25 protein-coding genes and 1 pseudogene are annotated in these 23,246 nt (G+C 72.8%); 15 read left to right on the forward strand and 11 right to left on the reverse strand.

The window, feature by feature from the left end:
• Positions 1–166: 166 nt before the first annotated feature.
• Complete coding sequence (locus ACYBSK_RS12140; RefSeq protein ID WP_460246037.1) at positions 167–634, reverse strand: pyridoxamine 5'-phosphate oxidase family protein; 468 nt, start codon at positions 632–634, stop codon at positions 167–169.
• Between the two features lie 160 nt (positions 635–794).
• On the opposite strand from ACYBSK_RS12140, the gene ACYBSK_RS12145 reads away from it, so the two are divergent.
• On the forward strand, positions 795–1,454 hold the full coding sequence (locus ACYBSK_RS12145) for a cysteine hydrolase family protein (protein ID WP_460246038.1): 660 nt from the start codon (positions 795–797) through the stop codon (positions 1,452–1,454).
• Here the strand turns inward: ACYBSK_RS12145 and ACYBSK_RS12150 are convergent.
• Positions 1,441–1,917, reverse strand: coding sequence for a Rieske (2Fe-2S) protein (locus ACYBSK_RS12150; protein ID WP_457476918.1), 477 nt, complete (start codon positions 1,915–1,917; stop codon positions 1,441–1,443). The genes ACYBSK_RS12145 and ACYBSK_RS12150 overlap by 14 nt on opposite strands.
• A gap of 368 nt (positions 1,918–2,285) precedes the next feature.
• Here ACYBSK_RS12150 and ACYBSK_RS12155 point away from each other — a divergent pair, with 368 nt between their 5' ends.
• The 8 genes from ACYBSK_RS12155 to ACYBSK_RS12190 all read left to right on the forward strand — a co-directional run bounded on the left by ACYBSK_RS12155 (position 2,286) and on the right by ACYBSK_RS12190 (position 9,993).
• A complete protein-coding gene (locus tag ACYBSK_RS12155; protein WP_460246039.1) occupies positions 2,286–3,773 on the forward strand; it encodes a hypothetical protein in 1,488 nt (495 codons plus the stop codon).
• An 82-nt stretch (positions 3,774–3,855) separates the two neighbouring features.
• Positions 3,856–4,665 carry a HipA family kinase gene (locus ACYBSK_RS12160; RefSeq protein WP_460246040.1) on the forward strand — a complete coding sequence of 270 codons (810 nt, stop codon included), beginning with the start codon at positions 3,856–3,858 and terminating at the stop codon, positions 4,663–4,665.
• Entirely contained in the window at positions 4,662–5,045 is a 384-nt protein-coding gene (locus ACYBSK_RS12165; RefSeq protein ID WP_457476921.1) for a DUF3037 domain-containing protein, read from the forward strand. The genes ACYBSK_RS12160 and ACYBSK_RS12165 overlap by 4 nt, the downstream gene beginning before the upstream one ends.
• Positions 5,046–5,203: 158 nt before the next feature.
• On the forward strand, positions 5,204–5,965 hold the full coding sequence (gene fabG, locus ACYBSK_RS12170; RefSeq protein ID WP_457476922.1) for a 3-oxoacyl-ACP reductase FabG: 762 nt from the start codon (positions 5,204–5,206) through the stop codon (positions 5,963–5,965).
• A gap of 17 nt (positions 5,966–5,982) precedes the next feature.
• Positions 5,983–6,738, forward strand: coding sequence for an SDR family oxidoreductase (locus tag ACYBSK_RS12175; protein ID WP_457476923.1), 756 nt, complete (start codon positions 5,983–5,985; stop codon positions 6,736–6,738).
• Positions 6,739–6,924: 186 nt separating this feature from the next.
• On the forward strand, positions 6,925–8,502 hold the full coding sequence (locus ACYBSK_RS12180) for an ABC transporter substrate-binding protein (RefSeq protein ID WP_460246041.1): 1,578 nt from the start codon (positions 6,925–6,927) through the stop codon (positions 8,500–8,502).
• Between the two features lie 128 nt (positions 8,503–8,630).
• Entirely contained in the window at positions 8,631–9,314 is a 684-nt protein-coding gene (locus ACYBSK_RS12185) for a uracil-DNA glycosylase (protein WP_457476925.1), read from the forward strand.
• Between the two features lie 115 nt (positions 9,315–9,429).
• On the forward strand, positions 9,430–9,993 hold the full coding sequence (locus ACYBSK_RS12190; protein ID WP_460246042.1) for a hypothetical protein: 564 nt from the start codon (positions 9,430–9,432) through the stop codon (positions 9,991–9,993).
• A 39-nt stretch (positions 9,994–10,032) separates the two neighbouring features.
• Here ACYBSK_RS12190 and ACYBSK_RS12195 read toward each other — a convergent pair whose 3' ends face one another.
• Positions 10,033–10,533: a hypothetical protein gene (locus tag ACYBSK_RS12195; protein ID WP_460246043.1), complete on the reverse strand. Its 501-nt coding sequence runs from the start codon at positions 10,531–10,533 to the stop codon at positions 10,033–10,035.
• 244 nt (positions 10,534–10,777) lie between these two features.
• On the opposite strand from ACYBSK_RS12195, the gene ACYBSK_RS12200 reads away from it, so the two are divergent.
• Entirely contained in the window at positions 10,778–11,695 is a 918-nt protein-coding gene (locus ACYBSK_RS12200; RefSeq protein ID WP_460246044.1) for a Gfo/Idh/MocA family protein, read from the forward strand.
• Between the two features lie 10 nt (positions 11,696–11,705).
• Here ACYBSK_RS12200 and lnt read toward each other — a convergent pair whose 3' ends face one another.
• Positions 11,706–13,283, reverse strand: a complete 1,578-nt coding sequence (lnt, locus tag ACYBSK_RS12205) for an apolipoprotein N-acyltransferase (protein ID WP_460246045.1) — start codon at positions 13,281–13,283, stop codon at positions 11,706–11,708.
• Between the two features lie 92 nt (positions 13,284–13,375).
• A complete protein-coding gene (locus ACYBSK_RS12210; protein WP_457476930.1) occupies positions 13,376–13,852 on the reverse strand; it encodes a nuclear transport factor 2 family protein in 477 nt (158 codons plus the stop codon).
• A gap of 100 nt (positions 13,853–13,952) precedes the next feature.
• Between ACYBSK_RS12210 and ACYBSK_RS12215 the strand changes: the two genes are divergently transcribed.
• Entirely contained in the window at positions 13,953–14,621 is a 669-nt protein-coding gene (locus tag ACYBSK_RS12215) for a maleylpyruvate isomerase mycothiol-dependent enzyme family protein (RefSeq protein ID WP_460246046.1), read from the forward strand.
• Between the two features lie 64 nt (positions 14,622–14,685).
• The gene (locus ACYBSK_RS12220; protein ID WP_460246047.1) at positions 14,686–15,426 is read left to right on the forward strand and encodes an SDR family oxidoreductase; all 741 of its coding nucleotides are present in this window, start codon (positions 14,686–14,688) and stop codon (positions 15,424–15,426) included.
• 15 nt (positions 15,427–15,441) lie between these two features.
• On the opposite strand, the gene ACYBSK_RS12225 is transcribed toward ACYBSK_RS12220, so the two are convergent.
• Both ACYBSK_RS12225 and ACYBSK_RS12230 read right to left on the reverse strand, forming a co-directional pair.
• Entirely contained in the window at positions 15,442–15,636 is a 195-nt protein-coding gene (locus ACYBSK_RS12225) for a hypothetical protein (protein WP_460246048.1), read from the reverse strand.
• 123 nt (positions 15,637–15,759) lie between these two features.
• Positions 15,760–16,614 carry a helix-turn-helix transcriptional regulator gene (locus ACYBSK_RS12230; RefSeq protein ID WP_457476934.1) on the reverse strand — a complete coding sequence of 285 codons (855 nt, stop codon included), beginning with the start codon at positions 16,612–16,614 and terminating at the stop codon, positions 15,760–15,762.
• Positions 16,615–16,715: 101 nt separating this feature from the next.
• Between ACYBSK_RS12230 and ACYBSK_RS12235 the strand changes: the two genes are divergently transcribed.
• The gene (locus tag ACYBSK_RS12235) at positions 16,716–17,423 is read left to right on the forward strand and encodes an SDR family NAD(P)-dependent oxidoreductase (RefSeq protein ID WP_460246049.1); all 708 of its coding nucleotides are present in this window, start codon (positions 16,716–16,718) and stop codon (positions 17,421–17,423) included.
• Positions 17,424–17,447: 24 nt separating this feature from the next.
• Here ACYBSK_RS12235 and ACYBSK_RS12240 read toward each other — a convergent pair whose 3' ends face one another.
• Positions 17,448–18,380: an NADP-dependent oxidoreductase gene (locus ACYBSK_RS12240; RefSeq protein ID WP_460246050.1), complete on the reverse strand. Its 933-nt coding sequence runs from the start codon at positions 18,378–18,380 to the stop codon at positions 17,448–17,450.
• Between the two features lie 103 nt (positions 18,381–18,483).
• On the opposite strand from ACYBSK_RS12240, the gene ACYBSK_RS12245 reads away from it, so the two are divergent.
• A complete protein-coding gene (locus tag ACYBSK_RS12245) occupies positions 18,484–19,170 on the forward strand; it encodes a VWA domain-containing protein (RefSeq protein WP_460246051.1) in 687 nt (228 codons plus the stop codon).
• Between the two features lie 10 nt (positions 19,171–19,180).
• Here ACYBSK_RS12245 and ACYBSK_RS12250 read toward each other — a convergent pair whose 3' ends face one another.
• On the reverse strand, positions 19,181–20,056 hold the full coding sequence (locus ACYBSK_RS12250; RefSeq protein ID WP_460246052.1) for an undecaprenyl-diphosphate phosphatase: 876 nt from the start codon (positions 20,054–20,056) through the stop codon (positions 19,181–19,183).
• A 157-nt stretch (positions 20,057–20,213) separates the two neighbouring features.
• Positions 20,214–21,200: an ArsR/SmtB family transcription factor gene (locus ACYBSK_RS12255; protein ID WP_460246053.1), complete on the reverse strand. Its 987-nt coding sequence runs from the start codon at positions 21,198–21,200 to the stop codon at positions 20,214–20,216.
• 85 nt (positions 21,201–21,285) lie between these two features.
• Here ACYBSK_RS12255 and ACYBSK_RS12260 point away from each other — a divergent pair.
• A pseudogene (locus ACYBSK_RS12260) lies at positions 21,286–22,512 on the forward strand (MFS transporter); the annotation flags it as partial.
• Here ACYBSK_RS12260 and ACYBSK_RS12265 read toward each other — a convergent pair.
• On the reverse strand, positions 22,430–23,212 hold the full coding sequence (locus ACYBSK_RS12265; RefSeq protein ID WP_460246054.1) for a TVP38/TMEM64 family protein: 783 nt from the start codon (positions 23,210–23,212) through the stop codon (positions 22,430–22,432). The pseudogene ACYBSK_RS12260 and the gene ACYBSK_RS12265 overlap by 83 nt on opposite strands.
• Positions 23,213–23,246 lie beyond the last annotated feature (34 nt).

A 23,246-nucleotide genomic window follows, 5' to 3' on the forward strand; every position in this document is an offset into this window, starting at 1 on the left:
GGGGCGCTGCCCCGGGCCCCGCTCCTCAATCGCCGGAGGGGCTTGAAGGGGCTCAAGCGCCGCCGGGGCTTGAAGGGGCCAAGTGCCGCCGGGGTTGCAAAGATCGGGGCTCTGCCCCGGACCCGCTGCTCAATCGCCGCAGGGGCTTGAAATGGCCGGAGGGGCTTCAGAGGGAGGACAGTTTGCGGAAGTCCCAGGAGGTGGTTTTGGTGGGGGTGAGGCGGGCCCAGGCGTGGCGGCCGTCGTAGACCATGTCGGGCATGCCGAAGTTCTTCTGGGCGAAGAGCGCTTCAACGGCGGTCAGTTCGGGGTTCGGTTCGCCCATGCGGGGGGATTCGCCGACGAACTCGATGCGGCCGGACAGCTCCACGCCGCGCAGCTCCCCGTAGCCCTCGCCCGCGTCGACCACCACCGCCACCCGGCCGTCGGCCCTCAGGTCGGCCCAGCGGCGGCTGCGGGAGAGGGAGTACAGCCACAGGGACGTACCGTCCCAGACGAACCACAGCGGGCTGACGTGCGGTGTGCCGTCCGCCGAGACCGTGGCCACGCGGCACGTGTGCTGTTCGGCGAGGAACGCGTCGCGCTCCTCCGGCGACATCATGATCTTCCGGCCGCGGCGCTGCGTGGCGGTCATACGGGCTCCCTTGTCCGGCGTCCGACGTGCGAGTCGTGTCGGGCGTGCCTGACACGACATCAGGAACGCAGCATGCGGGCTCTTCCCTGTGGACGCAATGGTGGGTAGCCTCCAGCCGCTCGAAACGCCGCGCAAGTCCCGTTGAGGCCCGGGGGTGTTCATGTCTGCCGCGCAGAGGCTGGTCGCGTCGCTCGATCCCGTGAGTACGGTGCTGCTGACCGTCGAGTGCCAGGAGGGCGTCGTCGGCAGGCACAGCGCGCTGCCCGAACTCGCCTACGCGGCACGGGAGTCGGGGGCCCTCGACAACGTGGGGCGGCTTGTGGAGGCCGCGCACGCGTGCGGGGTGCAGGTCATGCACGCCGTCGCCGAGCGGCGGGCCGACGGCCGCGGCGCCAGTCGCAACGCCCGGCTCTTCCGGGCCGCCGAGCGGCTCCCCGTGAAGCAGCTGACGGGATCGGACGCCGTGCGTGTCGTTCCGGAGATCGAGGTCGTGGGGGAGGACCTCGTCGTACGGCGGCTGCACGGGCTCTCGCCGATCGCGGGCACCGACGTCGACGCGCTGCTGCGCAACCTCGGCTGCCGCACGCTCGTCGTCACCGGCGTCTCCGCGAACGTTGCCGTGCCGAACGCCGTGTTCGACGCCGTGAACCTCGGCTACACGGTGGTCGTGCCGCGGGACGCCGTCGCGGGGGTGCCCGCCGACTACACCCCCGCGATGATCGACCACACGCTCGCCCTGGTCGCCAGGGTGACGACCACGTCGGACGTGCTGGAGGTCTGGAAGCGGCCCCCGAGCGAGGAGCGCGCTACGCCAGCGTGATCGAGTCGCCGCTGACCTTGATCTGCTTCTCCTCCAGCGGCTTCGTGGCCGGCGGGCTCGACACGCTGCCGTCCTCGATGGAGAACTTGCTGCCGTGGCACGGGCAGTCGATGGTGCCGCCCGCGACCTTGTTCACCTTGCAGCCCTGGTGCGTACAGATGTTGCTGAACGCCTTGAACTCGCCCGCCTTGGGCTGCGTCACCACCACCCCGGCGTCCGCGAGGACCTTTCCGCCGCCCTCGGGGATGTCCGCGGTCCTGGCGATCTCCTTGCCCTGCTCGCCGCCGCCCGACGACGCGTTTCCCGCGGGCTGCGACGTGTCCCCGTCCGAACCGCCGCACGCGGTCAGCGCCGCGGCGATCCCGGCGGCGCCCACCGCCGTGACGACGGTGCGGCGCGACGGGATGTGACGCGTCGGGTCGGGCTCCCGCGAAGCGTTGATCTGCTCCTGCGAAGCGGTCATGAGAGAAGGTCCCTTCCTTGTTCGGGCATGCGCAACGAGGTGCGCCGAGGGGGTGTTCCGGATCCCGTGGGGTTGTCCCGTGGTACGCACGGTGATCCGAGGGCGTTCAACGCCGTGACGATTTCCGTCGCGAACGCGTCGAGCCGTGGAGCTGTCGGGCCGCCGCGGCGTGAGCGGCCGTCCGCCGACCGTAGGCGAGAGACGTAGAAAAGGCGTACGTCCGGCGCTGTTCCGGCGTGCCCCGGAAGACCGCGGGCACATGGACAGCTCCCGCCCGGCGGGTCGTGGCACATGCCGGGCGCGGCCGTGAACGTCGCTCCGATGTGCTGCCGCCGCGGTGCTCTCTCAGGTGATCTCGGAGGTCGGTCATGGCACAACACCGTTCGGCGGCACGGGACTTCGAGGCTCTGCGCCTCACGAGCCGCGGCGCGTTCGACCGCGCGGCCGCGGAGCGGACCCGTGACGCCGTGGCGGCGAGCGGCGTACGTGATCTGTTCGTTCTGGTCCACGCCGTGCACAACGACGACGGGACCGGGGACGCTGTCGACGCCGCGTTCCTGCGGTCGCTGGACGAGCACGGCGGGCCGGAGACGGGGTCCGAGGGCCGTGCGGCGCTCCTCGGTGTCCAGTGGCCGTCCCTGCTGTTCCGGGACGAGACGCTGCCCGGCCGCGACCCCGAGGAGGGCGAGCGGGAGCGGCGCGCCCGCCCTCGCCTCACCGAGGCCACGCGCGACGACCTGCTGCGGCAACTGCCCGACAGCACCGCGCCGTTGCGGGAGGTCTTCCGGCTACTGGACGAACAGCCCGCGTACGGGCGCGCGTTCGACGACCTCGGCTCCGCGCTGCGCCGGCTCGCGGAGGTACCCCTGGAGGACGTGCGCGCCGACTTCGGCGCCGACATGGCGGGCGAGGTGCTGCCGCAGGCCGACCCGCTGATGCTCTTCGAGGACACCCACACCATGTGCGCCGAGTTCGCCGGAGCCCTCGACGAACTGGAGCAACGCGCGCGGGACGACGACACCGCTCGGCAGGAGAGCGACGACGACGAGGACATGGTGTCCGAGGAGGGCACCCTCGTGGAGAGCCGCGTGGCCGGGCCCCGGCCCGTCGTGCTGCCGAGCGAGCACGTGAGAAGGACGGGCACCGTGGCGGCGGGCGGCCGGATCGGGGACCAGCGGCCCGCGGTGGAGTACGAGCGCCTGTGGGCGGGCGCCCACGAGCTGTTCCGCCAGGTCGTCCGGCACGTCCTGCGACGCCGCGCGGGACTCGTCGGTGAACTGGGCCTCGCCCCGTGCCTGCGCGTCCTCGCGGAGGCCGGCGACGTGCGGCTGCACCTCGTCGGGCACGGCCTGGGCGGACGCGCCGCCAGTTTCGCGCTGCGCGGCCTGGCGGAGGGCGGTCCGACGGACGTGCCGCTGGCGTCGCTCACGCTCCTCCAGGCCGAGATGTCGCATTTCGCCTTCGCCGGCAGCATGCCGCAACAGGTCGCGGGACACGGCGCCCTGTGGGAGCTGGAAAGGCTCGTGGACGGCCCGCTGATCTGCACGTTCACCCATCTCGACCTGCGGCTGGGGCTGATGTACCCGCTGTCGGCGCAGATGGTCGGGGACGCCGCCGACCTGGCCAGCGTCGGCCGCAAGTGGGGCGCGCTCGGCTTCGACGGGATCCAGGGCGTCGAAGGCCCTCCGCCGCGGACGCTTGAGGATGTGCTGGCGGAGGGGCTGCCCGAAAGTCCCTACACCAGCGTCGACGTCACCTCGATGATCGGGTCGGCGCGGGAGATGACGACCGGCGGCCATCACCTGCTGCTCCACCCGGACACGGCCCGCCTCGTCCGCACGGCCGCCGGTCACTGAGCCGCGGACGTCACGACGGTCGGTCGCGGTGGTGCCCGCCGACCGTGGATCTTCGGTCACCTGGCACGTATAGCCTGAGGAAATGCTCACCGAAGTCACCGTGACCCGCTATGTCACCCCATTGAGGGAAGGCGGATCGCTCCCCGGTCTCGTCGAGGCCGACGACCTCGTCCCGTACGTCATGAAGTTCACCGGCGCCGGACAGGGCCGCAAGACGCTCGTCGCCGAGGTGATCTGCGGCGGACTGGCCCGCGCGCTCGGCTTCCGCGTGCCGGACCTCGTCACGCTCGACCTCGATCCGGTGATCGGTCTCGGCGAGCCCGACCAGGAGGTGCAGGAGCTGCTCAAGGGCAGCGGCGGCACCAACCTCGGCATGCGCTTTCTGCCGCGCGCGCTCGGCTTCGATCCGCTCGCGTACGCCGTCGACCCGGTGGAGGCGGGGCGGATCGTGTGGTTCGACGCGCTGATCAACAACGTCGACCGGTCCTGGCGCAACCCCAACATGCTGGTCCAGGGCGGCGAGCTGTGGCTCATCGACCACGGGGCGTCGATGATCTGGCACCACAACTGGCGGGGCGCGGCGGCCTGGGCCGACAAGCCGTACGACGCCGGTGACCACGCCCTCGCCCCGTTCGGCCCGGACGTGGAGCGCGCCGCCGCCGAGCTCGCGCCGCGCGTGACCGAGGAACTCCTCACCGCGGCCGCCGCGGACGTACCGGACGTGTGGCTCGCCGACGAGCCCGGTTTCGACGATCCGGACGCCGTGCGCCGCGCGTACGTCGAGACCCTGCGCGCGCGTGCCGCCACCGTCCACGAACGGATCACCCTGCCCGCCGGGGCCGCCCGGCCCGTCGCGGCCCCCGGCTGGGTCACCGAAGGAGCCGCCCGATGAGCGAGCGTCACGTCTTCGAGTACGCCCTGCTGCGCGTCGTACCGAACATCGAGCGCGGCGAGCAGATCAACGCCGGTGTCGTCGTCTACTGCCGCGCCAAGTCCTTCGTCTCGGCCCTCACCCACCTCGACGAGAAGCGGCTGCTCGCGCTCGACCCGGAGGCCGACGTCACCGGCGTACGGGCCGTGCTCGGCGCCGTCGAGCGGCACTGCGCCGGGGGAGACGCCGCCGGTCAGGCCGGTGCGGACGACGCCGGACGGCGCTACCGCTGGCTGGTCGCGCCGCGCTCGACGGTGGTGCAGCCGGGCCCCGTGCACACCGGTCTCACCGCCGATCCGGCCGCCGAGGCGGAGCGGCTGCTCGACCTTCTGGTGCGCTGAAAGAGCCTGGTCCGGGCCGCTGAGTGATCAGCGGCACTGGGTGCGCACGTTGACACCGGGTGCCCGTGCTTCTAGCGTCGCACGCACAAGGTACTAAGCGGTTGCTCACCCGCACCGGACGGAGCGGCCGCACCTCTAGGGCGAGGAGACCGCAGAGCATGTCCACCACTGAGCAGCGCGTAGCGATCGTTACGGGAGCCGCGCGCGGCATCGGCGCCGCCACCGCGATCCGTCTGGCCGAAGAGGGCCGCGCCGTCGCCGTGATCGACCTCGACGAGGCCGCCTGCAAGGACACCGTCGAGAAGATCACCGCCGCGGGTGGCAAGGCCCTCGCCGTCGGCTGCGACGTCTCCGACGAGGCGCAGGTCGAGGCGGCCGTCGCGCGCATCGCCGAGGAGCTCGGCGCCCCCACGATCCTCGTGAACAACGCGGGCGTGCTGCGCGACAACCTGCTGTTCAAGATGAGCGCCAGCGACTGGGACACGGTCATGAACGTGCACCTGCGCGGCGCGTTCCTGATGGCGAAGTACGTGCAGAAGCACATGGTGGACGCCAAGTTCGGCCGCATCGTGAACCTGTCGTCCTCCTCGGCGCTCGGCAACCGCGGCCAGGTCAACTACTCCGCCGCCAAGGCCGGTCTCCAGGGCTTCACGAAGACCCTCGCCAAGGAGCTCGGCAAGTTCGGCGTCACCGCCAACTCCGTCGCCCCGGGCTTCATCGTCACCGAGATGACCAAGGCCACCGCCGACCGCGTCGGCATGGGCTTCGAGGACTTCCAGGCCGCCGCCGCGACCCAGATCCCGGTGCAGCGCGTGGGCCGTCCCGAGGACATCGCCAACGCCATCGCCTTCTTCACCGGCGAGCAGGCCGGATTCGTCTCGGGCCAGGTCATGTACGTGGCCGGCGGACCGCTCAACTGAGGCCGGGGGACACGGACATGGCAGTGGAACTCTCCGGCAGGGTCGCGCTCGTCACGGGTGCGAGCCGCGGCATCGGCTACGGCGTCGCCGAGGCCCTCGTGGCGCGCGGCGACCGCGTCTGCATCACCGGACGCGGCGAGGACGCCCTCAAGGAGGCCGTCGAGCAGCTCGGCTCCGACCGCGTGATCTACGTGGCGGGCAAGGCGCACGACGAGGCGCACCAGGCCGCCGCCGTCGAGCGCACCATGGAGGCGTTCGGCCGCGTCGACTACCTCGTCAACAACGCTGGTACGAACCCGGTGTTCGGCCCGATCGCCGAGCTCGACCTCAACGTGGCGCGCAAGGTCTTCGAGACCAACGTCGTCTCCGCGCTCGGCTTCGCGCAGCAGACGTGGAAGGCGTGGCAGAAGGAGAACGGCGGCGCGATCGTCAACATCGCGTCCGTGGCCGGCGTCTCCGCCTCGCCGTTCATCGGCGCGTACGGGGTCAGCAAGGCCGCCATGGTCAACCTGACGCTCCAGCTGGCGCACGAGTTCGCGCCGCAGGTGCGGGTCAACTCGATCGCCCCGGCGGTCGTGAAGACCAAGTTCGCCGAGGCGCTGTACGAGGGCCGGGAGGCCGAGGTCGCGGCCACGTACCCGCTGGGCCGGCTCGGTGTGCCGGAGGACATCGGGGGCGCCGCGGCGTTCCTCACCTCCGAGCAGTCCGCCTGGATCACCGGGCAGAACCTCGTGGTGGACGGCGGCAAGTTCCTCAACGCGGGCGTCGAGTAGCCGTCATCGGTCAGCTGAACAGCCCGTCGTGACGGGCTACTGGCAAGGTCAGATTCCGGGCGTTGCCCGACAACGTCCGACAAACGTCCTCGCTTGCCAAGTGCCCAGTCGGTTCAAGCAGTTGAACCGGCTGGGCACTGCGATATTGTCTGCCGACCTTGGCATGGCTGATCGAGGAGCGAGCGCGTGTTCAACCGGTTCCTTGCCCCGCGCGCGTGGGCTGCAATCGCGTCGACGACCCTGCTCGCCGGGTGCGGGCTGATGGACTCGGGCGAGGCTTCCGAAGAACGGCCCATCACGGTGGGCACGACCAGTGTGCCGAGCACGCTGGACCCCGCGGCGTCCTGGGACGGCTCGTGGGAGCTGTTCCGCAACGTCTACCAGACCCTGGTGTCACTGCCCTCGGGCGCCGCGGAACCGCAGGCGGACGCGGCCGAGTGCCGGTTCGAGGACTCCGCCAACCGCGTCTACCACTGCGAGCTGCGGGAGGACATGAAGTTCTCCGACGGGGACGTCCTCGACGCGAAGGCCGTGAAGTACTCCATCGACCGGATCCGGAAGATCGGCGTGGAGGGCGGGCCCGCGGGCCTGCTGGGCAGCCTCGACCGGGTGGAGACGCGCGGGGACCGAGGCGTAACGTTCCGCCTCACCAAGTCGGACGCCACCTTCCCGTTCGTGCTCTCCACCCCCGCCATGTCCATCGTCGACCCCGACGAATACCCTGCCGACGCCGTGCGCAAGGACGGCAAGGTCACCGGCTCGGGCCCGTACGCGCTCCGCTCCTACGTCGAAGGCGACCGGGCCGAACTCCTGCGCAACGAGCACTACCAGGGCTTCGCGGACCGCAAGAACGGCGCCGTGACGATCCGCTACTTCAAGACCTCGGCCGCCATGGTCGGCGCCCTGAACGCGAAGAAGATCGACGCGACCTTCCGCGGCCTCGCGGCCAGCGACATCGTGCGCCTCCAGGACCAGCACGGCGAGAACGGCGTGACACTCGTCGAGGGCGCCGGCATGGAGATCAGCTACCTGGTGTTCAACCCGAAGGACCCGTGGGCGGGCAAGAGCGCGGTGCGCAGGGCGGTCGCGCAGATCGTCGACCGGGGGACGATCGCGGAGAAGGTGTACGCGAACACGGTGGAACCGCTGTACTCGATGGTCCCCAGGGGCCTCGCGGGCCACACCACCGACTACTTCGACGCCTTCGGCGATCCCAGCCACGCCAAGGCGGCCGCGATCCTGTCCGAGGCCGGCATCAACGAACCCGTCCCGCTCACCCTCTGGTACACCTCCGACCGCTACGGCTCCGCCACCGCGCCCGAATTCGCCGAGATCAAGCGGCAGTTGGAGGCATCGAAGCTCTTCGACGTGACGCTCAAGAGCCGGACCTGGAAGACGTTCGAACAGGGCTACAAGAAGGGCGAGTACCCCGTCTTCGGGCGCGGCTGGTTCCCCGACTTCCCCGACGCCGACAACTTCATCGCGCCCTTCGTGGGCGAGCAGAACGCCCTGAGCACGCCGTACGTCTCGCCCGAGATCACCGACGAACTGCTCCCGAGGTCCCGCAAGGAGAACGACCGGGGCGCCGTGGTGCGGCAGTTCGAACAGGCCCAGCAGATCATGGTGCGCGACGCGCGGCTGCTGCCGCTGTGGCAGGGCAAGCAGTACATCGCGGCGAGCGAGGAGATCTCGGGCGGGGAGCGGGCGCTCGACCCCTCGACGATCATGATGATGTGGGAGCTGCACCGCAAGACGAGTTGGTGAGGGCGCGCCTTCGGGGCCGGGCGTCGATTGTCAGTGGGCGCCGGTAGGTTTTCGGGTGTCGATGCGACCGCGTCCCCGGCACGGTGGGGCGCGGGCGCGCACTGGCCCGAACCCCGGAGGTTGTTGACGTGACCGACACCGCGATGCTGCCCGAGTCCTGGCGCGGCGTCCTCGGCGACGAACTGCAGAAGCCCTATTTCAAGGAGCTCACGGAGTTCGTCGAGGAGGAGCGCGCCAAGGGTCCCGTCTACCCGCCGCGCGAGCAGGTCTTCGCCGCCCTCGACGCGACGCCCTACGACAAGGTGAAGGTCCTCGTCCTCGGCCAGGACCCGTACCACGGCGAGGGGCAGGGGCACGGCCTGTGCTTCTCGGTGCGGCCCGGCGTGAAGACGCCGCCGTCGCTGCGGAACATCTACAAGGAGATGCAGGCCGAGCTCGGCACCCCGATCCCCGACAACGGGTATCTGATGCCGTGGGCCGAGCAGGGCGTGCTGCTGCTCAACGCGGTGCTCACGGTGCGGGCGAGCGAGGCCAACTCGCACAAGGGCAAGGGCTGGGAGAAGTTCACCGACGCGGTGATCCGCGCCGTCGTCGAGCGGCCCGACCCGGCCGTCTTCGTGCTGTGGGGCAACTACGCGCAGAAGAAGCTGCCGCTGATCGACACGGAGCGGCACATCGTGGTGAAGGGCGCGCACCCCTCGCCGCTGTCGGCCCGCAAGTTCTTCGGCTCGCAGCCGTTCACGCAGATCAACGAGGCGATCGCGGCGCAGGGGCACACGCCGATCGACTGGACCATTCCGAACCTGGGCTGAGCGCGCCGACCGGCTCGCGGGGGTGTCGCGCCTGAGCGGGATTGTCAGTGGCGGCGGATAGCGTCGTCGGATCGGCCATCGCGGCCGGGCCGGGCGGCCGAGCTTGGAGGAGACAGTGGCACAGCAGCGTGAACAGGCGGCGGACGACGCCATGATGAGCCGCATCGGGCAGGCGGTCATGCTGCACCACGGCGGTGACCGTGAAGAGGCGCAGGGCCGCTTCCTCGGCCTCTGGGCGGAGATCGGGGAGGACGGCGACCCGCTGCACCGCTGCACGCTCGCGCACTACATGGCCGACACGCAGGACGATCCGTCGGACGAGCTGGCGTGGGACCTGCGGGCGCTGTCGGCCGCCGACTCGCTCACCCAGGAGCGGCTCAGCGAGCACGAGGGTTCCCTGGCGCTGCGGGCGTTCTACCCGTCGCTGCATCTCAACCTGGCGGCGGACTACGTGAAGTTGGACCGCCCCGCCGCGGCCCGCAGCCATCTGGCGCAGGCCCGCGCGGCCTCGGGCGCGCTGGGGGACGACGGGTACGGGGACGGGGTGCGGGCCGCCCTCACCCGCCTCGAGGAGAAGGTGGCCTCGATGGGGGCGGGCACCGGGGAGCCGGGAGAGGGAGGTGAGGGCGGGGGGCGTGCCGGCGGGGAGCCGCTGGGGCCGCCGCGGAGCGGGTCCTAGGGGCGGGCCGGATCGGGCCGGGGGTGCGGTGGTTCGGCGTCAACCGCCGTACGCGTCCTGGCAGATGGCCGCCTGAGGGCTGTCCGGGTCCCAGCGGCCGTACTTGCGGCCGAGGGCGCAGACGTCGGTGTGGGCCGGGGGCTTCGTGGCGTGCGGGACGCGCGGGAGACCCGGGGCCTTTCCGGCGGCGGGGGCGTCCGGGGCGGCCGGTCGGCGTGGGGCGGGGTCGGACTTCGGGGCCGCATGCCGGGGCGCCGGGTCGGCGGCGCGGGGCGGTGGGTTCTGGGCGGCGTCCGGCGCGGACTCGTGGCGCGGGGTGGCCGACTTCATCCGCTCCAGGGCCTCGCGTGCGGGCGCCTGGACGACCGGGCGGCGGTCGGCGTGGCCGTCCGGGCGGGGGGCCGGGGCGGAGACGGAGGGGGAGGGCGGGCCCTTCAGGGGGACCGGGGGGCGGATGGTGACGCAGCCGGTGGTGGTCGCGGCGGTCAGGGCGGCGGCTGCGGTGAGGAGGATTGTGGTTGAGCTGGGCGTTCTGGGCACGGGGTCACTGTGGTGGACGGTGGGGGTTCGGGGGAGTGATCGGGGGGAGGTTGCCCCGCATGGGTGACGGGGGCTCCGCCTGTGCGGGGTGGGTTACCTGCGCCACGGGGCTCCGCCCCGGGCCCCGCGCCTCAAACGCCGGCGGGGCTGGATGTGCCCGGCGGGGCTGGGTGTGGTCGGTGGGGCTGGGGTGGGAGGTCGTATGCTGCCCGGGTTTGGTGGATCGGAGAGGGAGTGGGCAGGCGTGAGAGTTGGGGTCATCGGGCTTGGTGACATCGCGAAGAAGGCGTATCTGCCGGTGCTCGGCGCGCAGCCGGGGCTTGAGCTGCATCTTCAGACGCGGACGCCCGCGACCCTGACCGAGGTCGCGGACCAGCTCCGCGTGCCGGAGGAGCAGCGGCACGCCGACCTCGACGCGCTGCTCGCGCAAGGGCTCGACGCGGCGTTCGTGCACGCGCCCACCACCGCGCACCCGGAGATCGTGACGCGGCTGCTGGAGGCGGGGGTTCCGACGTACGTCGACAAGCCGCTTGCGTACGAACTCGCCGACTCCGAGCGGCTCGTGCGGCTCGCCGAGGAGCGGGGCGTCGGGCTGGCCGTCGGGTTCAACCGCCGTTACGCGCCCGGGTACGCGCAGTGCGTGGAGCATCCGCGCGAGCTGATCCTGATGCAGAAGAATCGCGTCGGGCTCCCCGAGGAGCCGCGCGCGTTGGTCCTCGACGACTTCATCCACGTCGTCGACACGCTGCGGTTCCTCGCGCCCGGCCCGGTCGACGACGTGAGCGTGCGCGCCCGTGTCACGGACGGGCTCCTTGAGCACGTCGTCCTTCAGCTCGCGGGCGACGGATTCACGGCGATCGGCGTCATGAACCGGCTGAGCGGCTCCACCGAGGAGATCCTGGAGGTGTCCGGGCAGGACTCCAAGCGGCAGGTGCTCAACCTCTCCGACGTGGTCGACCACAAGGGGCAGCCCACCGTGCGCCGCCGAGGGGACTGGGTGCCGGTCGCGCGGCAGCGCGGTATCGAGCAGGCCGTGCTCGCGTTCCTCGACGCGGTGCGTGCGGGCAAGGGGCTGAGCGCGCGGGACGCGCTCGCCACGCATGAGCTGTGCGAGCGGGTCGTGCGGGAGGTGCTGCGGGGCTCCAGCGAGTCGCGTCGCTGATGACACGGCCCTACAGACTCGGGGCTCCGCCCCGGACCCCGCTGCTCAATCGCCGCAGGGGCCGACCGGGCAACCGCCGCGCGGCTTCCGCCGCCCCGAGCAGCGCCAGGACCGCGACCGCCCCGTGCACCGGCCAGTCGCCGAACCGCACGTACAGCGTGGTGCCCCGCGCGGTCGGGACGTCGTAGACGTGGGACGTGCTCGCCGACGTGCCGAGCCACGGGCCGGCGGACGAGCCGTCCGGGGCGTACACCGCGGAGACCCCGGTCAGTGTCGCGTGCACCATGGGGCGGCCGGTCTCCGCGGCCCGTACCGCCGCGAGCGAGGCATGCTGCTCGGGCGCCCAGCTGTGCTGGAACGTCGATGTCGAGGACTGCGCGAGCAGCACCTGCGCGCCGTCCTTCGTCAGCTGCCGCGTCATGTCGGGGAACGCCGACTCGAAGCACACCAGCGGCCCGACGCGCAGCGCCCGCTCGCCGTGGCGTACGTCCATCACGGTCTGCCGGGTGCCGCGCATCCGGTCCTCGCCCGCCGCCTTGCCGACCGAGGTCGCCCAGCCGAGGAGTGAGCGCGCGGGCACGTACTCGCCGAAGGGGACGAGCCGCATCTTGTCGTAGCGGTCGCCGGTGAGTCCCTCCGGACCGACCAGCACCGAACTCTTGTAGATGCCCTGCCCCGCACCGTCGGTGGCGCGGCGGCGGGCGTCCACGTTGACGAGGATGTCCGCGTCGACCTCGCGGGAGAGCGCGGCGAGCCGGTCCACCAGTTCGGGGCGGCGCGGCAGGTCGAAGCCGACGCTGCTCTCGCCCCACACCACGAGGTCGACGTCCCGGTCCGCGAGCCGGCGGGTCAGTGCCACCTCGCGGTCGAAGCGGTGCCGCGGGCTCGCGTACCCGTTGACCACACCCGGCTGCACGACCGCGATCCGCGTCTGCCCGGACGTCTCGGGGCGCGGCGCCCACGCCCACGCGACGCCGGTGACGGCGACCGTGGCGAGCAGCCCGGCCACCACTGGAGCGCGGGCGCCGCGCGCGATCACGAGGAGGGTCACACCCGTGTTGACGACGAGCACCAGCAGGCTCACCAGCCACACACCGCCGACCGATGCCAGCCGCAGCGCGGGCGTCACCTGCCACTGGCTGGAGCCCAGCAGACCCCACGGGCCGCCCAACCCCTCCCAGGAGCGGACCAGTTCGACCATCAGCCACGCCGAGGGGACGGCGACGAGCGCGGCCGCCGCCCGGCCCGCGCTCGGCCTGCCGTGCAGGAGCCGCCGCAGCAGCCAGCCCCACGGCGCCCACAGCGCACCGAGCAGCGCCGCCAGCAGGAACGTGAACACGTGGAGGCTCGGCAGCAGCCAGTGGTGCACCGCGAGCATGAAGCCAAGACCGCCGAGCCAGCCGTCGAGCGCCGCTCGGCGCGGCGTCCCGGCCGAGCGCGCCAGCAGCATCCACGGCACGAGCGCGACGTACGCGCACCACCACAGCGACGGCGCCGGGAACGCGAGTGCGGGCAGGGCGCCCGCGCCGGCCGCCGCGGCGCCCCGCCACCAGGGCGAGGTGTCGAGCCGCTGCCGCCAACCCGCCATCCGCCGCGCCTCCCCTCACGTACGACCGTCGCGCGTGCCCTCAGTGTGCGCGTCCGCGGCGATCAACGACAGTGGGCGCCCCGGGTGCCCCGTCAGCTGCCGCCCACGCCCCGCCGGGGCGTACGGCGCCACTTCTCGTAGACCGTCACCCGGTGCAGCCGCCAGCCACTGTCCGTACGTACGAGGTCGAAGGCGTAGCGGCCGCCGCAGATGAAGTCGGGGGCCGTCGAGTCGCCGTCGTTCGCGAAACGCATCGGGTTGAAGTAGTCGGCCCGGACCCGGGCCGTGTCGCCGATGTCCCGGTCGACGGTGTCGAAGCGCAGGCGCCGGTTCACGATCAGGTGCTGGCGCATCGGGAACAGTTCCATCGTCGTCGACAGCCACTGCGCGATCTCCTCGGCGTTGCCCTCCACCCCTCCCGCCTCCCGGTAGTCGGCACGGCCGCCGGGTTCGAACAGGGCGCGGTACGCCGCCCAGTCCCCGTCGTCCACGGCCGCGGCGTAGTCCGTCACCAACTCGTCGACGGCGAGCCGGTCGAGGACGGTCGCGAGTTCCACACGCTGCGTCATCGGCTCAGTGTCGGGCCCTGGCCGCACGGAGCCAAGAGGCGTGCGTCCCCGGGCGGAAAACTCCTGGGGCGGGTGACGTCCGCGCTGTTACGGTCACGCCATGTCAGCTGATCCGAACGCCCCACTCCCCGCCGCCGCGCCGGGACCCGTCACCGCGGACGACGTCGCGCGGGCCGTCGAGCTCACGGTCGAGGCGCTGCGCCCGGCGCTCGACGCCGACTGGAACGTCCCGGCGGGCCCGCTGGAGTGGACGTGCTGGGAGACCGGCGAGCACCTCGCCGACGACCTCTTCTTCTACGCCGCGCAGATCGGCTCGCTGCGGCCCCTGGCGGACGACTACGTGCGCTGGGGCTACGCCCGGCGCCGCCCCGACGGCCCGGACAACACCATCACCGTCGAGGTCGACGCGGGTCCCGCCGCGATGCTCGGGGCCCTGGAGGCCGGTGGCGGGATCCTCGCCGCCGTGGTGCGCACGACCCCGTCGACCGCGCGCGGCTTCCACGTCTTCGGCGCCTCCGACCCGGAGGGCTTCGCCGCGATGGGCGTCGTCGAGACGCTGGTGCACGCGCACGACCTGGCGCTCGGACTCGGGGTCGAATTCCGGCCACCGGCCGACTTGTGCGCGCGCAGCCTGCACCGCCTCTTCCCGGACGTGCCGAGGGGCGCGGAGCCGTGGAAGACGCTGCTGTGGGCCACGGGACGCGGCGAGCTTGAGGGTGAGGAGAGGCGCGGGAAGTGGCGCTGGTACGGTGCCCCCGGTGCGCCATGATCATCGTCCTGGTGGCCGAAACCCGGTCCACGGGGGCGGCGCACCCTTGAACAGGAGGCGCCCCATGACCCGTCCCCGCACGCTCGTGACCGGTGGCAGCCGCGGCATCGGTGCCGCCACCGTGCTGCGCCTCGCCAAGGACGGCCACGACGTCGCGCTCTCGTACGTGAGCGACCAGGACGCCGCCGAGCGCACCGCCGAGGAGGCCCGCGCGGCGGGCGCCCGCTGTGTCGTCGTCCGGGCCGACACGTCCCAGGAGGCCGACGTCGAGCGGATGTTCGACGAGGCGGTGGCCGGGCTCGGCCCGCTCACCGGGCTCGTGAACAACGCGGGCGTCACCGCGCCGGTGGGCCCGTTCGCCGACGCCCGCACCGAGGACCTGCGGCGCGTCCTCGACGTCAACGTGCTCGGAGTGCTCCTGTGCTGCCGCCGTGCCGCGCGGGACATGACCGCGGCCGGTGCGGGCGCCATCGTGAACGTCTCCTCCGGCGCCGCCACCATCGGCAGCCCCGGCCAGTACGTGCACTACGCGGCGTCGAAGGCGGCCGTGGACACGGTCACGCTCGGCCTCGCCAAGGAGCTGGGGCCGGTGGGCGTACGGGTCAACGGCGTCGCGCCCGGCATCGTCGACACCGAGATCCACGCGACGAGCGGCACCCCGGACATCGCGCGCGAAGCGGCTCCGGGCATCCCGATGCGGCGCCCCGGCCGGGCGGAGGAGATCGCCGCGGCGATCTCCTGGCTGTTGTCGGCGGACGCGTCGTACGCGACCGGGGCCGTGCTGCGGGTGGCCGGAGGGCGCTGAGCGGGCGCAGGCGGTTCAGGCCGCTTCCACGACCTCGCGGCGGGCGGCGGCCTGCACCGCGCGCATGGCGTCGGCCCACTCGGTGACCAGACGCTCGTACTCGGCGCGCTGCTCCGCGGTCAGCCGGCCGCGGGCGCGCAGCCACAGTCCGCGGATCTGCTCGTTGACTTCCTCGGCAGACCGCACAGAAGCAGGGGTGACGGGCGGCATGTGCCAAGGCTACGTGCGGCCTGGCCGGTTGGGAACCCTGAGCGAGCGGTCGTGAGCGACAAGTGACCGATGCTGTAAAGGAGTTGGTGGAAGGCCTGATCAAGCGCCCGGTCGGGTACCCGCTCACGCGCCGATCAGCGTCGGCAGCACCGCCGTTGCGAGCAGCCGCAGGGCGTCCTCGTCCGGGGTGCCGGGCTCGGCCGTGTAGAGCATGACGCGCAGCTCGTCGCCCGCCGCCGTGAGGATGTCGCAGTCCAGGGTCAGCGGGCCCACCTGCGGATGGTCGACCGTCTTGCGCGCGGCGACGTGCCGGCCGACCGCCCCCGAGTCCCACAGCTCGGCGAACCGCGGGCTGCGCGTGCGGAGTTCGTCGACGAGGGTGTGCAGGCGCGGGTCCAGCGGGTAGCGGCTCGCGGTCGTCCGCAGGTCCGACACGAGGGCCGTCTCCATGGCCTGCCGCTCGTCGGGGCTCTGCCGGACCCGGCCGACCGGCCCGAGGAACGTCCACCACACCCCGTTGCGCCCGTGCCCGCCCCACTCCGGGCGCTCCCCGAGCAGCGCCGTGTACAGCGGGTTCGCGAGCAGCAGCGTCCACGCCGCGTCGAACACCGCGACCGGCGTCCCGGCCAGCCGGTCGAGGAGCCGCCGCACGCTCGGCGTCAGCCGCCCCGGCACCGTCTCCAGGCCGGGCGGCGCGAGCCCCGCGAGCCGGAACAGGTGCTCACGCTCCGCGTCCGACAGGCGCAGCGCCCGCGCCAGCGCCTCCACGACCTGGTCGGAGGGGTGGGTGGCCCGGCCCTGTTCCAGTCGGGTGACGTAGTCCGCCGAGATTCCGGCGAGCAGCGCCAGCTCCTCGCGGCGCAGACCCGCCGCCCGCCGCGGCCCCAGGGACGCGATGCCCGCGGCCTCCGGGGCGATCCGGTCCCGCCAGCGCCGTACCGCGTCCCCGAAGTCGCCAAGGCGTGCGTGAGGTGCCATGCCACCACCATGCCCCGTCCGCCGCGGATCGTCCTGGTACCGGTGGTCCCAGGACGACGGGACGCCTGGTCGCGGGGGTGGCCGGGGCCCAGCCTGGACCCATGACCACCACACTGATCACCGGGGCCAACAAGGGCCTCGGCCGCGAGACCGCCCGCCGCCTCGTCGCGGCGGGCCACACCGTCCACCTCGGCTCCCGCGACCCCGAGCGCGGCCGCCGCGCCGCCGCGGAGCTCGGCGCCCGGCACGTCGTCATCGACGTCACCGACGACGCCTCCGTCGCCGCGGCGGCGCGGCGCATCGAGGCCGAGGGCGGCCTGGACGTACTGATCAACAACGCCGGCATCGAGGGCCGCACCGAAGGCAACGCCGTCGTGCTGCCCGCCGACGAGACCGCGGACACGCTGCGTCCGCTGTTCGAGACGAACGTCTTCGGCACCGTCCGCGTCACCCACGCCTTCCTGCCGCTGCTGCGCCGCTCCGCCGCCCCCGTCGTCGTCAACGTCAGCAGCGGCCTCGCCTCGCTGGCCGGCGCCACCGACCCGGACAATCCGGCCGCCGCCTACCCCGGCATCGCGTACCCGGCGTCCAAGACCGCCGTGAACATGGTGACCGTGCAGTACGCCAAGGCGTTCCCGGAGATCCGCTTCAACGCCGTCGAGCCCGGCTTCACCAGGACCGACCTGAACGGGAACACCGGCGTGCAGACCGTCGAGCAGGGCGCGGAGATCATCGTCCGGATGGCGTCCGTGGGCGCGGACGGGCCGACCGGCGCGTACCTCTCCGCCGAGGGCCCGCTGCCCTGGTGACCCGCGTGTCCGAGCCCCGGCCCGTCACGTGGCGGCCCCGGGGCGGAGCACGATCTTCCCGTGCGTGTGGCGCTTCTCCAGCTCGCGGAACGCGTCGCGCACCTGCTCCAGCGGGTAGGCGCGCGCGATCGGCACCTCCAGCTCCCCGCGCGCGGCGAGCCGGGCCAGTTCGCCCAGCACGACGGCGCTGGCCGCCGCACCCTCCCCGTACGTACGGGCGCCGACCCGGCCCGCGACCTTCCAGTCGCGGATGGTGTTGACGCGGCCCGGCGCCACGCCCAGCTCCAGGGCGAGCTCCACGTATCCGGTGCCGTACGTGTCGATGAAGGCGTCGACGCCCCGGCCGCCGGCGGCCTCCAGGACGCGCTCGCGCACCCCGTCCCCGTACGCGACGGGCACCACGCCCTTCACCTTCAGCCAGCCGTGGTTCGGCTCGCTCGCGAGGCCGATGACGGTGACGTCGTGGCGCCGGGCCAGCTGCACGGCGATCGAGCCGACGCCGCCCGCCGCGCCGGACACCACGACCGTGTCGCCCGGCCGCAGGTCCACGGCCCACACACACGCGTACGCGGTGGCCCCCGCGACGTACAGCGAACCGGCCACGTCCCACGGGAGCCCGGCCGGGCGGTGCACGAGGTTCACGTCGTCGACGGCCACGAACTCCGCGTGGCTGGCGCGCCGGTGCGTGAACCCGACGACCTCGTCGCCCACCTCGAAGTCCCGTACGTGCGAGCCGACTTCGACGACCACACCGGCGAGGTCGCTGCCCTGCCCGGACGGGAACGTGGCGGGCCACCGCTCGTGCAGGAACCCCGTCCGGATGCTCACCTCACCGGGCTGGATCCCGGCGGCCCGCACCTCCACCAGCACCTGATCGGCGCTCGGCACGGGCCGCGCCACGTCCTCGACCCGCAGCACGTCGACCCCGCCGTACTCGTGAAACCGCACCGCCCGCATCCCGCACCCACCCGTCCCACTCGGCTCAACCGTGATGTGGGGCGCAACACTTGAGGTGGCGGGTCTCTTCCCGACGCCTGCTGATCGCGACCAAGGAGCAGCCGTGCCGATCGACTTCGAGAAGGTTCCCGAGGGGCTCGTCAGCCTCGCGAAGAGCGCCGCCGTCTCCCTGCGCAAGCAGGGCCTGGAGGGGGAACGGGCGGCCGTGTACCTGGTGCTCGACCGGTCCGGGAGCATGCGGCGCTACTACAAGGACGGCAGCATGCAGCACCTCGCCGAACAGGCCCTCGGCCTGTCCGTGAACCTCGACGACGACGGCATCGTCCCCACCGTCTTCTTCGACACCGACGCCCGCGAAGCCGTCGACATCGACCTCGACAACTACGCGGGCAGGATCAACGAACTCCACGAGTCCTACGGGCACATGGGGACCACCGACTACGCCGCGGCCATGGACGCCGTCATCGACCACTATCTCGACAGCGAGGCGAAGGTGCCCGCGTTCGTCCTCTTCCAGACCGACGGCTCGCCCGACTCCCGCCGCGCCGCCGAGCAGACCCTGTGCAAGGCCAGCAAGCTGCCGCTGTTCTGGCAGTTCATCGGCTACGGCGACGACGAGTTCAGGTTCCTGCGCAAGCTCGACGAACTCGCCGTACCGAAGAAGCGGGCCGTCGACAACGCCAACTTCTTCGCCGCGGGCAAGGACCCCGGGCTGATCCCCGACGGAGTGCTGTACGACCGGCTCATGAGCGAGTTCCCGCGGTGGCTGCGGGCCGTCACACCGCGCTGAACCGTGTGCGTCAGCCCGCCGACTCGGCGGCGTGCGGGCTCAGGACGCCCATGCTCACCAGGACGAACAGGGCGATGCCGAGGGCGATGCGGTAGTAGACGAACGGCATGAAGCTGCGGGTCGAGATGAACTTCATCAGCCAGGCGATCACCGCGTAGCCGACGCCGAAGGCGATCACCGTGGCGAAGATCGTGGGGCCCCACGAGACGTGGCCGCCCTCCGTCGCGTCCTTGAGTTCGAAGACACCGGAGGCGAGGACCGCCGGGATCGCCAGGAGGAAGGAGTAGCGGGCCGCGGACTCGCGCGTGTAGCCGAGGAAGAGTCCGCCGCTGATCGTGGCGCCGGAGCGGGAGACACCGGGCACGAGGGCGAGCGCCTGGCACACGCCGTAGATGAGGCCGTCCTTGACCGTGAGGTCCTTCAGTTCCTTGCGGGGGCGGGCCGCGCGGTGCCGGCCGCCCGCCTCGTCGCGCGCCGCGAGCCGGTCGGCGACGCCGAGGACCACGCCCATCACGATCAGCGTCGTCGCCGTCAGCCGCAGATCGCGGAACGGGCCCTCGATCTGGTCCTTGAACGCCAGGCCCAGCACGCCGATCGGGATCGAGCCGACGATCACCAGCCAGCCCATCTGCGCGTCGTGGTCGCCGCGCATGGTCCTGTCGGTCAGCGACCTGGTCCATGCCGAGATGATGCGCGCGATGTCCTTGCGGAAGTAGATGACGACCGCCGTCTCCGTGCCGAGCTGCGTGATCGCCGTGAAGGCGGCGCCGGGGTCGTGCCAGCCGGCGAACGCGGCCGTGAGACGCAGATGGGCGCTCGACGAGATCGGCAGGAACTCCGTGAGCCCCTGGACGAGCCCGAGAATGAAAGATTCGAACCAAGACATGAGGTGAGTACGCGATCCAGGTGCTCGGCGGAACCGGCCGCGAACGCGGGCCAGACAGGGCAGCGCGAACTCCCGTCCCAAGGGGCCCGGGTGTTCGCGTGGGGGCAGGGTAGCGCCCGAAAGTGACAAGATCCCCACGAGGGCGTGCGCGGAGTCTTCACGGCGCTTCCCGCTGCGCCTCCACCAAGGTGTCGCCCGTGGGGGTGCGGCAGTACAGGACCGCCCGACCCGACCTGCGGCGTTGCACGAGACGAGCCGCGTGCAGCACCTTCAGATGGCGGCCCACCGAACCGAGACCCTGACCGGTCAGCGCCACCAACTGCGTGGTCGTCAGCGGCTGTCCGAGCAGAACGAGGACCTGCGCGCGGGCCGCGCCGACGAGCGCCGCGAGGCCGTCGGGCGGCGCCGCCCGATCCGCGTCCGCGAGGGCCCCCGCGCACGGGTAGACCACCGCGTACCGGTCGACCGGGTCGCCCTCCGGCCACGACACCCAGCCCTGCTTCGGAGTGACCGGGACGAACAGCAGCCGCGTCCCGGCGATGTCCCGCGGCGGATAGTCGTGCGCGTTGATCCGCAGCCGCCCGTCGCCGAGCCAGCCCATCGTGGGCCGCATCCCGCCGAAGGCCGCCGCCCAGCCACCCCGCGTCAACTCCCTGGTCCGGGCGAGGACATCGGCCTCGATGATCCGGCGGCGCCGCGGCCACTCGGGCAGGACCGTCTCCCGCCACACCCACGCCAGCACGTCCGCCGCCCGCTCCGCCAGGTCGTCCGCGCGGGCCAGCGCGTCCGGCAGCGGGCCGGGCGACGACAGGGCGAGGCCGGCCCGGACGGCCTCCGGCGACGTGGCGCGGATCTGCGCGAGACCGTCCGCCAGGTCGTCCTCGTGGACGCCGTCCGGCGTGGGCGTCATGAAGTCGGCGATCCACCGCGCCCCGAACACGGCGGCCAGCAGCAGCCCCGTCGTCGGATCGGCGGCGAGCCGCGCCCGGTACGCGGGCAGGTGCGCGTCGAGCCAGCGCCGTTCGCCGGGGTGCGCGGCCACGGGATCCGCCAGCTTCTTCAGGCTCGCGGTCGCCTCCGCCAGCCGCGACACGACGAACCGGCTCCCGGCGAGCGTGTCCGCGTCGACCTGCCAGATCCCCATGCCCCGCCCCTCGTGCACCGCCCGGACGTTTCGCGCGTCCGCGAAACATTAACGGCCCGCGTGCCACGCCCCGCAGCCTCCCGTCATGACCACCTACCGGGAGCTGTTCCGTACGCCCGAATTCCCCTCCCTCTTCGCCACCGTCTCGCTCCAGGTCGCCGGACAGACGGTGAGCGGGCTCGCCCTCGGCTCGCTCGTGTACGCCTCGACCGGCTCGCCGCTGCTGTCCGCCCTCGCCATGTTCGGGCCCTCGCTCGCCCAGGTCGTCGGCGCGCTCACGCTCCTGTCCGCCGCCGACCGGGTGCCGCCGCGCGCCGCCCTCACCGGGCTCGCCGTCCTCCTCGGGCTCGCCACCGCCGCGCAGGCGACGCCGGGGCTGCCGACGGCGGCGGCGCTCGCGCTGGTCCTCGTCCAGGGCGTTCCGGCGGCGCTCGGCGGCGGGGTCCGGTACGGGCTCCTCACCGACGTCCTCGACCGCGACCGCTTTCTGCTCGGGCGGTCCGTCCTCAACATGAGCGGAGGTGTCTGCCAGATCGCCGGATACGCGACGGGCGGGCTCCTCGTCGCGGTGCTGTCGCCGCGCGGGACCCTCCTCGTCGGCGCCGGGCTCTACGCGCTCGCCGCGCTGGTCGCCCGCTGCGGACTCACCCGCCGCCCGCCCCGCGCCGCCGGGCGGCCGTCCCCGCGCGAGACGATGCGGGGCAACACCGCCCTGTGGTCGTCGGTGCCCCGCCGGTACGTGTACCTCGCGCTGTGGGTGCCCAACGGGCTGATCGTCGGCTGCGAGGCACTGTTCGTGCCGTACGACACCGAGCACGCGGGCGTCCTGCTCGCGAGCGCCGCCCTCGGCATGCTCGCCGGGGACGTCCTCACCGGCCGCTTCCTGCCGCCCCGGTGGCGGGCCCGGCTCGCCGCGCCGCTGCGGCTGCTCCTCGCCGTGCCGTACCTGGTGTTCGCGCTCCAGCCCGCCCTGCCGCTCGCCGTGGCCGCGGTCGCCCTCGCGTCGATCGGCTTCTCGGCGGGGCTGCTGTTGCAGGAACGGCTGATGGCGCTCACGCCGGAGCGGCTCAGCGGACACGCGCTCGGGCTGCACACGGCGGGCATGCTGACCATGCAGGGAGTGGGGGCCGTGCTCGCGGGCGTGCTGGCTCAGGCGACCTCGCCCGCGACCGCGATGACGGCGCTCGCCGCGGCGTCCGTCGCGGTGACGCTGTGCCTCGGCAGGGGGCTCAGGGGAGAGTCGGCCGGGCCGAGGCTCCGGCGGGCTCCGGGGACGGCTCCGGGATCTGCGAGCCCTCCGAGCCCTGAGAGCCCTTCCCCAGATGGTGACGCTTGCGCCAGCCCACGACCGCGCCCGCGCACCCCGTGATCACGATGAAGCCCATCGCGATCAGGAACACGGGCGACGTCGGCGTCGACGCGCGGGCACCCGCCACCACGTACGCCGCCGTGTTCGGGATCGAGCCGAGCGCCGTGGCCAGCAGGAAGGGGACGATGCTCATCCGCGAGATCGACGCGCAGTAGTTCGCCGCCGCGAACGGGATGCCGGGGAACAGCCGGGCCGCCAGCACCGAGCGGAACGCGTGCTCGCTCAGCTGTCCGTCCGCCGCCTTCAGCCAGCGGCCGCGCACCAGCGGCCGCAACGCGTCCTGCCCGAGCACCCGGCCCAGCACGAACGCGAGGCCCGCCCCCAGCGTCGTACCGCCGATCGCCCCGACCAGCCCCAGCTGGGAGCCGAACAGCGCGCCCGCCGCCAGATTGAGCAGCGGTCTCGGTACGAACGCCACCGTGCACACCCCGTACGCCGCCGCGAACAGGACGACCGCCGCCGCCCCGTTCACCGCCGGCGGCCAGCCCTGCGTGATCAGCCGCTGCGGTTCGAACAGCAGCGCGCACGTCACGCCCGTGGCCAGCAGCATCACCAGCAGCGACAGCCGCGACCACGGCGACAGCAGCGCCTGGCCGAAGCGCGCGGCGAGCCCGGCGGGACGGGCGGGGACGGTCTCGAACATTCGGGGAGAGTAACCGACCCCCACATAAGATCGC

Source organism: Streptomyces sp. BYX5S (assembly GCF_054724165.1).

Bases quoted from the DNA above. Each gene is read 5' to 3' on its own strand.
- ACYBSK_RS12140 (WP_460246037.1), bottom strand. From the start codon at position 634: ATGACCGCCACGCAGCGCCGCGGCCGGAAGATCATGATGTCGCCGGAG.
- ACYBSK_RS12145 (WP_460246038.1), top strand. From the start codon at position 795: ATGTCTGCCGCGCAGAGGCTGGTCGCGTCGCTCGATCCCGTGAGTACG.
- ACYBSK_RS12150 (WP_457476918.1), bottom strand. From the start codon at position 1,917: ATGACCGCTTCGCAGGAGCAGATCAACGCTTCGCGGGAGCCCGACCCG.
- ACYBSK_RS12155 (WP_460246039.1), top strand. From the start codon at position 2,286: ATGGCACAACACCGTTCGGCGGCACGGGACTTCGAGGCTCTGCGCCTC.
- ACYBSK_RS12160 (WP_460246040.1), top strand. From the start codon at position 3,856: ATGCTCACCGAAGTCACCGTGACCCGCTATGTCACCCCATTGAGGGAA.
- ACYBSK_RS12165 (WP_457476921.1), top strand. From the start codon at position 4,662: ATGAGCGAGCGTCACGTCTTCGAGTACGCCCTGCTGCGCGTCGTACCG.
- fabG (WP_457476922.1), top strand. From the start codon at position 5,204: ATGTCCACCACTGAGCAGCGCGTAGCGATCGTTACGGGAGCCGCGCGC.
- ACYBSK_RS12175 (WP_457476923.1), top strand. From the start codon at position 5,983: ATGGCAGTGGAACTCTCCGGCAGGGTCGCGCTCGTCACGGGTGCGAGC.
- lnt (WP_460246045.1), bottom strand. From the start codon at position 13,283: ATGGCGGGTTGGCGGCAGCGGCTCGACACCTCGCCCTGGTGGCGGGGC.
- ACYBSK_RS12210 (WP_457476930.1), bottom strand. From the start codon at position 13,852: ATGACGCAGCGTGTGGAACTCGCGACCGTCCTCGACCGGCTCGCCGTC.
- ACYBSK_RS12215 (WP_460246046.1), top strand. From the start codon at position 13,953: ATGTCAGCTGATCCGAACGCCCCACTCCCCGCCGCCGCGCCGGGACCC.
- ACYBSK_RS12220 (WP_460246047.1), top strand. From the start codon at position 14,686: ATGACCCGTCCCCGCACGCTCGTGACCGGTGGCAGCCGCGGCATCGGT.
- ACYBSK_RS12225 (WP_460246048.1), bottom strand. From the start codon at position 15,636: ATGCCGCCCGTCACCCCTGCTTCTGTGCGGTCTGCCGAGGAAGTCAAC.
- ACYBSK_RS12230 (WP_457476934.1), bottom strand. From the start codon at position 16,614: ATGGCACCTCACGCACGCCTTGGCGACTTCGGGGACGCGGTACGGCGC.
- ACYBSK_RS12235 (WP_460246049.1), top strand. From the start codon at position 16,716: ATGACCACCACACTGATCACCGGGGCCAACAAGGGCCTCGGCCGCGAG.
- ACYBSK_RS12240 (WP_460246050.1), bottom strand. From the start codon at position 18,380: ATGCGGGCGGTGCGGTTTCACGAGTACGGCGGGGTCGACGTGCTGCGG.
- ACYBSK_RS12250 (WP_460246052.1), bottom strand. From the start codon at position 20,056: ATGTCTTGGTTCGAATCTTTCATTCTCGGGCTCGTCCAGGGGCTCACG.
- ACYBSK_RS12255 (WP_460246053.1), bottom strand. From the start codon at position 21,200: ATGGGGATCTGGCAGGTCGACGCGGACACGCTCGCCGGGAGCCGGTTC.
- ACYBSK_RS12265 (WP_460246054.1), bottom strand. From the start codon at position 23,212: ATGTTCGAGACCGTCCCCGCCCGTCCCGCCGGGCTCGCCGCGCGCTTC.